This window comes from Verrucosispora sp. FIM060022 (assembly GCF_003977705.1).
Lineage (GTDB): Bacteria > Actinomycetota > Actinomycetes > Mycobacteriales > Micromonosporaceae > Micromonospora > Micromonospora gifhornensis.
On record NZ_RQIV01000009.1, the window covers coordinates 186,254 to 199,297 of the forward strand.

Annotated in this window: 9 protein-coding genes; 5 read left to right on the forward strand and 4 right to left on the reverse strand. The window is 71.3% G+C overall.

Going from position 1 to position 13,044, the window contains the following annotated elements:
• Positions 1 to 91 precede the first annotated feature (91 nt).
• Positions 92 to 2,497: an immune inhibitor A domain-containing protein gene (locus tag EG812_RS22810; protein ID WP_126712757.1), complete on the reverse strand. Its 2,406-nt coding sequence runs from the start codon at positions 2,495 to 2,497 to the stop codon at positions 92 to 94.
• A 285-nt stretch (positions 2,498 to 2,782) separates the two neighbouring features.
• The gene (gene acs, locus EG812_RS22815) at positions 2,783 to 4,777 is read right to left on the reverse strand and encodes an acetate--CoA ligase (protein WP_126712704.1); all 1,995 of its coding nucleotides are present in this window, start codon (positions 4,775 to 4,777) and stop codon (positions 2,783 to 2,785) included.
• Positions 4,778 to 5,200: 423 nt separating this feature from the next.
• Between acs and EG812_RS22820 the strand changes: the two genes are divergently transcribed.
• A complete protein-coding gene (locus EG812_RS22820; protein ID WP_013731050.1) occupies positions 5,201 to 5,947 on the forward strand; it encodes a Fic family protein in 747 nt (248 codons plus the stop codon).
• Between the two features lie 72 nt (positions 5,948 to 6,019).
• Here EG812_RS22820 and EG812_RS22825 read toward each other — a convergent pair whose 3' ends face one another.
• Both EG812_RS22825 and EG812_RS29730 read right to left on the reverse strand, forming a co-directional pair.
• On the reverse strand, positions 6,020 to 6,826 hold the full coding sequence (locus EG812_RS22825; protein WP_013731051.1) for an HAD family hydrolase: 807 nt from the start codon (positions 6,824 to 6,826) through the stop codon (positions 6,020 to 6,022).
• Positions 6,827 to 7,487: 661 nt separating this feature from the next.
• Positions 7,488 to 8,195: a VHL beta domain-containing protein gene (locus EG812_RS29730; protein ID WP_233579586.1), complete on the reverse strand. Its 708-nt coding sequence runs from the start codon at positions 8,193 to 8,195 to the stop codon at positions 7,488 to 7,490.
• 455 nt (positions 8,196 to 8,650) lie between these two features.
• On the opposite strand from EG812_RS29730, the gene ssd reads away from it, so the two are divergent.
• From ssd to EG812_RS22855, 4 genes are read left to right on the forward strand one after another with little or no spacing between them, the layout of a single operon-like run.
• A complete protein-coding gene (gene ssd, locus EG812_RS22835; protein WP_126712705.1) occupies positions 8,651 to 9,748 on the forward strand; it encodes a septum site-determining protein Ssd in 1,098 nt (365 codons plus the stop codon).
• A complete protein-coding gene (locus EG812_RS22840; RefSeq protein WP_013731054.1) occupies positions 9,745 to 11,004 on the forward strand; it encodes a TadA family conjugal transfer-associated ATPase in 1,260 nt (419 codons plus the stop codon). Before ssd ends, EG812_RS22840 begins: the two co-directional genes overlap by 4 nt.
• Positions 11,001 to 12,269 (forward strand): type II secretion system F family protein, encoded by a 1,269-nt coding sequence (locus EG812_RS29735; RefSeq protein ID WP_233579587.1) that lies wholly within the window; start codon positions 11,001 to 11,003, stop codon positions 12,267 to 12,269. Before EG812_RS22840 ends, EG812_RS29735 begins: the two co-directional genes overlap by 4 nt.
• Positions 12,269 to 13,027, forward strand: coding sequence for a type II secretion system F family protein (locus tag EG812_RS22855; RefSeq protein ID WP_126712707.1), 759 nt, complete (start codon positions 12,269 to 12,271; stop codon positions 13,025 to 13,027). Before EG812_RS29735 ends, EG812_RS22855 begins: the two co-directional genes overlap by 1 nt.
• Positions 13,028 to 13,044 lie beyond the last annotated feature (17 nt).

Genomic DNA, 13,044 nt, shown 5'->3' on the forward strand with positions numbered 1-13,044 from the left:
GGCGATGTGAGGTGGGCCGAGGAGCGCTGGGACACCGGCGATGCCCCGGGCAGGTCACCTGCCCGGGGCATCGTGGTGTCGCGTCGGTGGTTCAGGAGAAGCGGACCTTGGTGTTGAGGCCCTTCTGCTCCAGCACCTGGATCTTGGTGCCGGTGGCCGGGAGCTTCACACCGTGGTTCGGCAACTCGGGGAACCAGTACTGCTTGGTGTCGTCGAACAGCGGCTGCGCCGCCTGACCGCGGATGTACTGCGGCTGGCTGTTGAGGTGCAGCGTGAACGAGTCCGCCTTCTTCAGGCTGAACGGCGCGTCGTAGACCTGGATCCGGGCCCGCCACGGCTGGCCGGTCAGGTTGTAGATCGGCCGGGGCCGGGAGTCGATGATCAGGTTCCGGCCCTCACCCGGGTGCGCGAACGTGTCGTTGTCCGCCCACCGGGTGTTCCAGTACGAGATCAGCAGACCCTCCTGGTACGCGTAGTGGTCCACGTAGTCCGGCTTGGTGTTGGCGTACCCGAAGAAGTACGGGCCGGTCTTGAGGTACTTGTCGTACGAGATGTACTGCCGCGTGCCCGCGATGTAATAGTTCGCGAACTTGCGGGTGTAGCTCTCCTCGACCACCTCGAAACCACCGGCCAGCGTCCAACCGGCTCCGCCGTCCTCGGCACCGTCGGTGAAGACTGTCGCCCCGTCGGCGGTCAGCGTGACCGCGTCGCCGAAGAAGCCGCCCTCGGAGACCGCACCGTCGGTCTGGTACCGCAGCCGGAAGCCGACCTGGTTGCCGACGACCCCGTCCAGCGGGATCGTGACGTCCACCCACTCGTCGTCGGAGCTGCCGTCCAGCGCGAAGCGGCCGGGGGAGATCTCCTTGAGCGGCTGGCCGTCGGCGGTGCCGGGCTGCGGCGTCCAGGTCTGACCACCGTCGATCGAGGTCTCGAAGAACAGGTAGTCGTACTCCGCCTCGATGCTGTAGCGGCCCTTCATGGACAACGTCGCCGACGACTTGCCGGTCAGGTCGAACGTCCGGGTCATGGTGCTGTTCAGGTCGTCCGCGTTGCCCGAGAAGAACTGCTTGCTGCCCTCGAACGGCGCACCGTTGTCGAAGGTGTACTCCCGCTCGGGCAGCACCACCACGGCGGCCTGGGCCTCCTTGGTGTTGTACTCCTGCGGGCCGAGCACCAGGGTGCGCTTCTGGCCGGCGACGATCACCTCGTAGTCGAGCCAGCCGAGCTGGAGCTTGTTCCAGGCGCCCAGGTCACCGCCGCGCTCACCGATGCCACCGTCGTTCTTGGCACCGAGGCGGCTCTGCGCCATCAACGTCCAGTGCTCGTTGTTGTTGTCGCCGCCGCTGATGACGTTGTAGTCGTCCGGCAGGCCCAGGTCGTGGGCGTACTCGTGGTAGAAGACGCTGCGACCGCCGTTCTCCGGCTGGATCGTGTAGTCGCCGATCCAGATGCCGGTGTCGCCGATCTGGGTGCCGCCGGCCGGGAAGTTCGGCGGGCCGGTACGTCCCTGGTCGGAGGCGTACGCGTACCAGCGGTGGCTCCAGATGGCGTCCTCGCCGTAGATCGGGTCACCGTCGGCCATGTCGCCACCGGCGTGCACGATCTGGAAGTGGTCGATGTAGCCGTCGGGCTCGTTGAAGTCGCCGTCACCGTCGTGGTCGTAACGGTCCCACTGGTCCATCGCCCGGACGTCGGCGGCGATCTGCGCGTCGGTGCGGCCGGCGGCCTTCTGGTCGGCCACCCACTGGTTGGCGGCGTCGCGCACCAGGGCCCAGACGTTGGAGCAGACGATCGAGTCGCACGGGTAGCCGTTGGAGCGGCCGTACCGGGCCTGGTTGTAGTTGACCTTGACCCAGTTGCTGACCACGCCGTCGACGCTGTAGCGACCCGAGGACTGCGCCTCGTAGTACTGCTTCACGGATTCGTCGCCCGGCGCGGTGCCGAAGTAGAGCTTCCTGAAGTGGTCGGCGTCGTAGTTCGGCTGCCAGACGGTCGAGTTGTCGACCCGCCGGTCCGGCTGCGGGATCTCGTTGTGCATCGGCCCGTCGAACCGGATCGGACCCGGAACGTCGGGGTCGGTGTCCTGATCGGGGTAGTTTGGGTGCCGCTCGTCACCGAACTCGGCCAGGATGACGAAGATCTGGTCGGTCTTCTCCCGGGAGAGCTCGACGTACTGCTTCTCGGTCGGGCCCTTGCCGCCCTTGGGGGTCTTGGCGTTACGGCCGGCCTTGCCACCACGGACGGCCCGGTCGCCGACCTTGGCCACCGTGCTGCCGTTGATCCGCTCCGTCTTGACACGGCCCGAGAGCACCTCGCTCAGGCCTTCCTGACGCAGTGCGCGACGCTTCTCTTCCAGCGGGTTCGGCAGGTCGTGTTCGGCGTGGGCGGGCTCGGCGATCGACGGCGCGGCCGTCGGCGGCTCCGCAATCGGCGCGGCGGCGGCCGAAGCTCCGACCGTCAGCCCTGTCGCCGTCATCGTAAGCCCGAGCAGACCCACTGCGACTTTCCGCACGTGGTACCTCCGGATTGAGGGAACCGGCCCATCGGGGGTTGCAAGCCGGTGAGATCGGCCCCTACGGATATGGAGCCACTGGTGAACTTAGGCACTAGTGGGGCCCCTGGGAAGGGGTAGCCATCGATTTTATGGCAGTGAATTGCTTACCGGCCTTTCCACTGTCACAACCCGTGCCGGCGGCCACCCGCCATCCCGCAGGTCCGCCAGACACATCGACGGGTGGCGGTCCGCGTCGGACCACCACCCGTCGAGAGGTACGCCTGCCTGTCAGTCCTCGTCCGACTTGCCGCCACCCATGCCGGAGGCGATCAACTCCATCACCGAGGAGTCCTGCAACGTGGTCACGTCACCAAGCGACCGGTTCTCCGCCACGTCCCGCAGCAGCCGACGCATGATCTTGCCCGACCGGGTCTTCGGCAACTCCGGCACCAGCATGATCTGCCGGGGCTTGGCGATCGGCCCCAGCGTCTTCGCCACGTGGTTACGCAGGTCGGCGATGAGCTGCTCGCCCGCCTCACCGGAGATGTCGGTGCTGCCGCGCGGGATGGCGAACGCGACGATCGCCTGACCGGTGGTCGGATCGGTGGCACCCACCACCGCCGCCTCGGCCACCGACGGGTGCGAGACAAGCGCCGACTCGACCTCCGTGGTGGAGATGTTGTGCCCCGACACGAGCATCACGTCGTCCACCCGACCGAGCAGCCAGACGTGCCCGTCGTCGTCCTTCTTCGCCCCGTCACCGGCGAAGTAGATCCACTCGTCGCCACCGGTGCCGCTCGCACCCGCACCGAACCGCGACCAGTACGTCTCGATGAACCGGTTGTCGTCACCCCAGATGGTGCGCAGCATCGACGGCCACGGCTCCCGCAACACCAGGTAGCCGCCACCACCGTTGGGCACCGACTGGCCCTGGTCGTCGACCACGTCGGCGCTGATGCCGGGCAGCGGGGTCATCGCCGAACCCGGCTTGGCGGCGGTCACCCCCGGCAGCGGCGAGATCATGATGCTGCCGGTCTCGGTCTGCCACCAGGTGTCCACGATCGGCAGCTCGCCCCGCCCGACGTGCTGCCTGTACCACATCCACGCCTCGGGGTTGATCGGCTCACCGACGCTGCCGAGCAGCCGGAGCGTGGAGAGGCTGTACTCAGCGGGGATGTCGTCGCCCCACTTCATCATGGTGCGGATCAGCGTCGGCGCGGTGTAGAGGATGGTCACCCCGTACCGGTCGACGATCTCCCAGAACCGGCCCTTGTGCGGGGTGTCCGGGGTGCCCTCGTACATCACCTGGGTCGCGCCGTTGGAGAGCGGACCGTACACGATGTAGGAGTGGCCGGTCACCCAGCCGATGTCCGCGGTGCACCAGTAGACGTCGGTCTCCGGCTTCAGATCGAAAACCGCGTGCGAGGTGTACGACGTCTGGGTCAGGTAGCCACCGGTGGTGTGCAGGATGCCCTTCGGCCGGGCCGTCGTGCCGCTGGTGTAGAGGATGAACAGCGGGTGCTCGGCGTCGAACGCCTCGGCGGTGTGCTCGGTCGACGCCTGCTCCACCGTCTCGTGCCACCAGTGGTCCCGCTGCGACCAGTCGACCGACTCGCCGGTCCGGCGGACCACAAGCACGTGCTCCACCGACGGGCAGTTCGCCACCGCCTCGTCGACGGTCGGCTTGAGCGCGGACGGCTTGCCCCGCCGGTAGCCGCCGTCGGCGGTGATGACGACCTTGGCGGAGGCGTCCTGGATCCGGTTGGTCAGCGACTCGGCGGAGAACCCGCCGAACACCACGCTGTGCGTGGCACCGATCCGGGCGCAGGCGAGCATCGCGACCGCCGCCTCCGGGACCATCGGCATGTAGATCGCCACCCGGTCACCGGCGACCACCCCGAGATCGGTGAGCGCGTTCGCCGCCTGGCAGGTCATCCGGTGCAGGTCGGCGTAGGTGATGGTGCGGGTGTCGCCCGGCTCGCCCTCCCAGTGGATGGCCACCTTGTCGCCCCGACCAGCCTCGACATGCCGGTCGAGACAGTTGTACGCCACGTTCAGCTGCCCGCCGACGAACCACTTGGCGAACGGCGGATTCGACCAGTCCAGCACCTGGTCCCACTGCCGCGCCCAGGCCAGCCGCCCCGCCTGGCGCTCCCAGAAGGCCAGCCGGTCGGCCTCGGCCTCGGCGTACGCCTCAGCGGTGACGTTGGCGTCGGCGGCGAGTTCCGCCGGCGGCGGGAACTGGCGCGTCTCGTTCAGCAGATTGGCCAACGCCTCGCTCATGCCAGCACTCCGCTTCGCTCCGTGCCGTCATGAGGCAACCCGGCGCTGTATTGATGATCCACTCGCTGCCGCTCGCTCATGCGGTGCTCCTCGTCGTCGGGGTGACCTGCGCCTCTCCGGGGCAGGTTAGCCGGGGCTGCCGACCATCGCGACGGAACCCACCCGCCTGCGTCGCCCAGTGGACCCTCTCGCGCGCCGAGGTGCAAAACGCTCTCGATGAACGCCGCCGGTGCTCCCGGCGGCGGGTTGCCGCAGACAACCGCCCGGAGTCGGTCCACGACGCGCGGTGTCGGTCGGGGCGCGCCGCGGGGCGTCGGTCGGTGCACGGCGCGCGGTCGGTCCGGGCACGGCGCGCGGGTGGTGCCCGTCGCGTTGCCGGTGACTGGGGCACGGGCCGACCAGCGGGCTCGATAGCGTGACGAGGTGACGACCGACCCGCTCGCACCGCTGCTCGCGCTCGCCGACGTCGCCGACGCCGTCGAGCAGGCCCGGATCCGCTTCGACACCGCGCTCGGTCACCGGGCGCTGCGCCGGCACGGCGGTCAGGTCGCCGCCGAAGTGAGCCTGCGATCCGCGGTCGCCAGCGCCGCCCTGGAGGGCCGGGTCCACGAGCGCGAGGCGGTCCGGGCCGGCACGGTGACCGACCCGGTGCTGCAGGGCGCGCTGCGGGTCGCCGGGGCACTTCCCGGGCTCAGCGACCGCTGGCCCAGAGCACCCCGGCAGGTGCTGGCGAAACTGCACGTGCTCGCCAGCCGGGACGTGGTCGGCGCGGCCGAACTGGGCCGCCCGGTCGAGGATCCGGTGGTCTCCGCCCGGCTGGACGCCCTGGTCGGGCTCGTCGCCGGCGGCACGAAGGTCCCACCACTGGTGCTGGCCGCCGTCGTACACGGGGAACTGCTCAACCTGCGTCCGTTCGCCGGCCCGTCCGGCGTGGTGGCCCGCGGTGCCGCCCGTCTGGTGCTGCTCTCCAGCGGATTCGATCCGCGTGGCCTGCTCGCGATCGACGTCGGCCACCGCGAGCGCGAACCGGAGTACGTCGGCGCGGCCGGCGCCTTTGCTACCGGCACCCCCGACGGCCTACGGTCCTGGCTGCGGCACTACATGGCCGCCGTCGAGGTGGGCGCCGACCAGTTGACCGAGATCGGCGACGAGGTCCTGGCCGCGAGCTGAACTTGGTAGCGGGCCCGGTGCGGCGGGCCGGACTGGCGTCGTTGGCCGGACTGTTGGCGCGGGCCGGCGGGCTCAGGCCGGGGTGGTCGAGGCGCGGGTGCGTCGGTGGCGGCCGTACCAGGCGATACCGATCGCCACCCCGACACCCACCCCGATCGCGGCCGCGGCCACCGGCACCGCCGGCCGCTCCCGCAGCCGGCGACCCAGCGGAATCGGGTGCCGGAACTCCAGCACCGGCCAGGCGTTCTCGACGGCCAGCCTGCGCAACTGCCGATCCGGATTGACCACGGTCGGGTGGCCCACACACTCCAACAACGGCCGATCACTGTACGAGTCGGAGTAGGCGTACGAGTCGTCCAGGTCGTACCCGCGCTCGGCGGCGAGCTCGCGCACCGCCTCCACCTTGCTGGGCCCGGCCGCATAGAACTCGACCTCGCCGCTGTACCGCCCGTCCACCACCGCCATCCGGGTGGCGATCACGTCGGTGACCCCGAGCAGCACCCCGATCGGGCGCACCATCTCCTCACCGGAGGCGGAGACCAGCACGACGTCCCGACCGGCTGCCTGGTGCTCCTCGATCAGGGCGGCAGCCTCGGCGTACACATAAGGGTTGATCAGCTCGTGCAGCGTCTCGGCGACGATCTGACGGACCTGCTCCACCTGCCAGCCCTTACAGAGCGCGGCAAGGTAGTCGCGGGTACGGGCCATGGTCTGCTCGTCGGTGCCGCCCAGCCGGAACATCAGCTGCGCGTACGCCGACTTGACGACATCACGCCGAGTGATCAGGCCATCCCGGTAGAACGGCCGACCGAACGCCAAGGCGCTCGACTTGGCAATGACGGTCTTGTCGAGATCGAAGAAAGCGGCACTTCGGCCCACGGCGCGAAAGTCTAGCCCGATGGTCTATGGTCGGCGGGTGCCCGGGGGCCGAATGCCCCTCGGACCTGCGGGGCAGCCCCCACCATGCTTGCAGACGGTGATCGCGGTCACACTCTGCGAACAGGATTTCGCAGGGAGTGGAGGCTACACCACTCGACGTACACAGGTTCACTCAGGCAGACTTGTCCACAAGGCGAGTATTCATATCGCGTACGACCGGCAGACTCTCGGCGGTTGCACCCCCCCGTGACCGCTGAGCAGGTTCGGCTCGACCCCCCCGGAGCCGAACCTCCGACGACCCCCGTCTCCCCCCGACGGGGGTCGTCCCTTTGGCAGGTAAGCGCTGCACCGCAGGTCACAGCTCGTCTCCGAGATTGTCAGCGCCCGCATCTGACGGCGTTTCGCTAAGCAGAGGCAGCAGAGAAGCAGCAGAGGAATCGAAGGCGGCTAGGACGCCCTCCACCGCTCCGGACGGGTCGCGCCCAGCCGCCCGTCGAGGCAGGCGGCCGTACCGCCGATTTACGCGTCGACGAGGTGGCTCAGGTCGATGCTGGTGCCGTCGCGATCACGACGATCGTGAAGGACCGGGCAGCTGGACGGTCGGCTGTCTCCATGGTCTTCCTGACATGCCGCGCTTTCCCGAGCGGGAAGGCCTTCCCGGTCAGCGGATCACGGCGCGGGCGGGGTTGGCGGTGGGCTCGAAGCAGGCCAGTGACCTGCCTCGGCGGTCGGTCACCACCCACGGATGCCCGACGTAGGTGTGCTGCCGGTACGACTCGGACGGCTCGAGTGCCGCGTACTGCCGCCTGTGGCCGTGGTGGTCCAGCCAGTACACGATCACCGACCGTGACCTGTGGTTGACGAACTCGATGCTGGTTTCCTGGCCACCGCTCACCGAGCGCAGATCCCGCTCCCGCCAGGGTGGCAACGGTGTCAGTTCTCGCGGTTCGGCTGGTCGGGGGCTCGGGGTCGGTCGTACCGTCCGGCTTGGTGACGCGCTGGGCGCGGCGGGGCTGGCGGTGCGGGTGGCGGCCGGGCTGGTCCTGGTTGCCGCCGCCGACGGCGATCGGGTGGGTGACGACACCTGGCTGGGTGCGATCGGGCGGGTGGAGGAGACGCCGCCCACGGACGACGAGGCCTGCGGGGCGGAGGGTGTCTGGGTGCCGGGGGGTGGCCACGGCAGGTCGGGAGCATGAGGCCAGCCGAATCGGCCGGGCGGAGTCGGTGGTTCGGCGACCGGTGGCGGCGGGGTGGTCGGCCAGAGCGCGGTCAGCAGGAGGCCGAGCACGGCGGTACCCACACCGGCCAGGATGAGCCGGTGGGAGCGGCGGTCGGTGGGGTGCGGTGTCGGATCGATCGGTACGACCATCGGCTCGGATGGGGATGCCGACGGCTGGTGGCCGGAGAGGTTCGGGGGCGTCGACAGCGCCGGCCCGGCCGGTGTCGCCGAGCTGGCGAGGCGTGTCGGTGGCATGGTGTCCGAGTCGGGATCGGGCAGCCACGGACCGATCCGAAGACGCGGCTGCCTGCGTGCGTGGTCGTGATCTTGCGGCTGAGTCATGACCCCGATCCGGCGAGGATTGCCGTCTCGCCGACGGCAGAGGAACGTCGATTATGCGTGGTGAGCATCACTTTGGCCATGGGGGTATGACCGAAGTGGACGGTGTGTCAGCATCCGCGTACGCATAGCAGATCAACGAGCGTTGCGGGCGTTGTCCACACAAGCGTTGGTTGTCCACAGGGCAGGCGTTCGGGGCGGTGCTCGTCGCGCCACGGGAGGCAAGGTTCGGCCCAGCGAACCCGCGCCGACCGTTGGAGGCCGCGATGCCGTCCCGTACCTCCGTTCCGCCGCACCGGCGACCGCCGCTGGTGGTCACCGCCGACGGTGACCTGCTCGACGACCTGCTCCGGCTCGCCGCCGCAGGTGACGTCGAGGTGGAGGTCGCCGCCGATCCGGCTGCTGCCCGTACCCGGTGGCAGCCGGCTCCGCTGGTGCTGGTCGGTGCCGACCAGGCGCAGCCCTGCCTGCGGGCGCGGCTGCCCCGACGGTCCCGGCTGGTGCTCGTCGGTCGGGCCGAGGACCTTGATCCCGGCTGGCAGGTCGCCGACCTGCTCGGCGCGGAACATGTGGCCGTGCTGCCGGCGGCCGAGCCGTGGCTTGTCGATCGGTTCGCCGAATGCGGTGCCGACGGCACAGCTGCGGCCCGAGTCGTCGCCGTGGTGGGTGGGCGCGGTGGAGGTGGAGCAAGCATCCTGGCGGCCGGGCTCGCGGTCACCGCCGCCCGAGGGCGGCTGCGGACTCTGCTGCTCGACGCCGATCCACTCGGCGGCGGTCTCGATCTGGTGCTCGGCTGGGAACAGTTGGAAGGGCTGCGGTGGCCGGCGCTGTCGGGCGCCGACGGGCGGGTCGATCCACCGGCACTGGTGCGGGCGCTGCCGAGCCGAGGTGACCTGGTGGTCCTCTCCTGGGACCGGGGTGACCCGGTGGCCGTGCCGGCCGAGGCGATGGCGTCCACCCTGGATGCTGCCCGGCGTGGCCGGGACTTCGTGGTCGTCGACCTGCCCCGACAGTTCGATGACGCGGCGGTCACCGCCTTGCAGGCAGCCGACCGGGTGTTCGTGGTGGTGCCGGCCGAGCTTCGGGCGACGGCCGCCGCGGCGCGGGTGGTGGCGGTGGCCGCGCCGAATTGTCAGGACCTGTCGGTAATCGTCCGTGGGCCGGCTCCGGGGCGACTTCGTGCAGCGGAGGTGGCTCGGGCCCTCGGCCTGCCACTGGCCGGGACGCTCCGTCCGGAGCCGGGACTGTGCCGCGGGCTTGAGCGGGGCGAGGCCCCGGCGGCCGGCGGACGCGGCCCGCTCGCGGAACTCTGCCAGCGGATCGTCGCCGACCTGACCGGCCGAACGGTTGCGGGTGCGGCATGACCGGGCAACCGCTGGCGGCCCGGGTCCGGCAGCGAATCGCCGCCGCCGCCACGCCGGTCACCCCGGCCACGATCGTCTCGGCGGTACGCGCCGAGGCCGACACTGCCGTCCTCGGCGACACCGCGCTGCTGCGGATGGCCGACCAGGTGCGCGACGACCTGGTGGGTGCGGGTCCGCTGGCCCCGCTGCTGGCCGACCCGGAGGTCACCGACGTGCTGGTCAACGGCGTCCGGGTGTGGGTCGACCGGGGGCAGGGGCTGCACCAGGTGCCGGTACCGGTGGGCACCGTGGACGACGTCCGTCGGCTCGCCCAGCGCCTCACCGCCGGCGCCGGTCGCCGCCTCGACGACGGCTCACCCTGCGCCGACGCGCGGCTGGCCGACGGCACCCGGCTGCACGCCGTACTGCCGCCGGTGGCCACCGACGGCCCTTACCTGTCACTGCGCACCTTCCGGCAACGGCCGTTCAACCTGGATGAACTTGTCGCTCAGGGAGCGGTCCCGCGGCCGGCTGCCGCGGTGCTCGCCGCCGTGGTCTCGGCCCGGCTCGCCTACCTGGTGATCGGTGGAACCGGGTCCGGTAAGACGACCCTGCTGAACACGCTGCTCGGCCTGGTGCCGGGCACCGAGCGGATCGTGCTGGTCGAGGACGCCGCGGAGCTGCGGCCGCTGCATCCGCACGTGGTGGGGTTGCAGGCCCGTACCGCGAACGTCGAGGGGCAGGGCACGATCGGCCTCAGCGAGCTGGTCCGGCAGGCGTTGCGGATGCGGCCGGACCGCCTGGTGGTCGGTGAGTGCCGTGGTGCCGAGGTGGTCGACCTCCTCGCGGCACTCAACACGGGTCACGACGGTGGTGCCGGGACACTGCACGCCAACGCTCCGTCGGACGTACCGGCCCGGTTGGAGGCGCTCGGGTTGCTCGGCGGGTTACCCCGTCCGGCGTTACACGCCCAGCTGGCCGCGGCCCTGCAAGTGGTGGTCCAGATCCGGCGTACTGCGCAGGGGCGGGCCCTGGAGTCGATCTGCCTGCTGCTGCCCGAGGGGCCTGAGCGGCTGGTCAGGGCGGTGCCGGCCTGGGTTCGGGGCCGCGGTGTCGGCCCGGCCGGACCCGCGTTGGCCGCCCTGATTCGCAGCCGGGACGTGCCGGTGCCGCCGATCCTGAACGAGCCCTGGCCCGGATCGGCGGGGCCGGACGAGCACCTCGCACCGGGCGCGGCGACGCCGCGGGACGACACGCAGCCCGGAGCGTCGAGATGAGCGGCCTGTCCTGGTGGATGCCGGCGCTGCTGGGCCTGATCACGGTCGTGGCGCTGCCGGTCCGCAAGCTGGTGCTTCGTACGGTTCGCTCACGCCGGGTGGACGGCGACGAGGCGCTCGTGGACTGGATCGTCGCCCTGCGCAAGGCCGACGACGCGCCGATCGCACAGCCACCCGCGGTGCGACCCGCCGGTCGCGATTGCGCCGTACGCGAGCGGGTCGATGCCCGCGCGTCGACCGCCGGACCGTCGGCTTCGACCCGGCCGCCGCAATGGCGTGGAAGCCGGCGTCCGCCGACCTCAAGCCGTACGCCCTTCGTGCCGAACGGCTCCGGCCTGGGAGCTGCTGGCCCGACGGACGATGACTCCGAGCGCGGGTTGCGGCCGGGGGCGAGCCCGCCGACCTGGCCGGTGTCGAATCCGCCGACGCGGCCGGTGTCGAGCCCGTCGAGCCCGCCGAGCCGGTCGGCGGCGATGCGGGCGGACACCACCGGAGCGTCCCGCCGGCCGACCTTGCAGCCGCGCTATCTGCTCCTTTTTCTGCTGGTCGGCTCCGGGGTCGCCGGGCTGCTCGCTGGGCCGGTGGCGGCGGTCGCCTGCGGCGGGTACGGGGCGCTGGCGGTGCGGGCGTGGCACCGACGTGGCGTGGCGGTGCTCCGGGTTCGGGCACGGCGGGAGCGATTGGACCAGCTGTGCGCCCTCGCGGCGGACCTGAGGGCCGGGCTGCCGGTGCCGGTTGCGGCAGAGGCGTTGGGGCTCGTCCGCTCGGTGTCGACAGTCCGTCGGGAGTTGGCGGCATCGGCGACCGGGCCGACGGCAAGGGCACAGCGCCCGGACAAGCCGGTGTTGCCTGACCCGGTGGTGCCGGGAAGCAGCACCTCGACGGGTGATCTCTCCGAGTCGGCTGGCCGCCTTGCTGCGCCGGACCGTCCCGGGCAGTTGGCCCAGGCGGCGGTGCGGCTCGCGGATCGTACGGGGGCACCGCTGGCCGACCTGATCGAGCGGATCGAAGCCGACGCACGCTCGGCCGACCGGGCAGTGGCTGCCGCTGCCGCGCAAGCGGCCGGAGCTCGCGCGACGGCCTGGCTGTTGGCTGCCCTGCCGTTGGGCGGCATCGCCCTGGGCTACGGCATCGGGGCGGACCCGCTTCAGGTCCTGCTGCACACCCCGATCGGTGGCGCGTGCGCGGTCACTGCCATCGCTCTACAGGTGGTCGGGCTGCTCTGGGCGGACCGCCTCGGCACGGTGCCGGACGGAGGAAGCTGATGTCGGGTAACGCCCTGGCAGTGGGTTGCCTGGCCTGCGCCGCGTTGCTCGCCGCGATGGCTGTCAGCCGACGCCGTCCCCGGCGACGACTACGCCGGTTGACCGGTCACGACCCCGCCACCGTCGACCGGGCACCCGACTCCGCCCGTACACCCACCAGCCGCAGACTGGACCGCATCCGCCTGGCCGCAGCCCTGTCCGGGGTGGCCGTGGCGGTACTGGTCGAGGGATGGCCGGGCGTGGTGGCGGCGCTGGTCACCGCGGTGCTGCTGGATCGGCAGCTGCGGCGGATCGAGCTGCCCGCCGTCCGGAACCGGCGGCTGCGGGCCGCCGCGGATCTGCCGTTGGCCGCCGATCTGATGGCGGCGGCACTGCGGGCCGGCGCACCGGTGGAGCGTTCGGTGATCGCGGTGGCCGACGCGCTCGGGGGCCCGTTGGCCGACCAACTCCGGCGGGTCGGCCGGACGCTGCAACTCGGCGGGTTGCCGCAGGAGGCCTGGGCGCATCTGGCGGAGGTGCCGGGCGGGCAGCGGATCGCCACCGCCGCCGTTCGTTCGGCAAGCAGTGGGGCCGCCCTGGCCGGGGCCCTGGTGCGACTCGCCGATGACCTGCGTGCCGACCGGGTCACCACGATCGAGGCGGCTGCGCGCCGCTCGGGCGTGCTGATCGTGCTGCCCCTGGGCCTGTGTTTCCTGCCCGCCTTCATTCTCGCCGGCCTGGTGCCGGTGATCGTCGCCGTGCTCGGCGACGTGTTGTGAATCCATCGAGAAGGGAC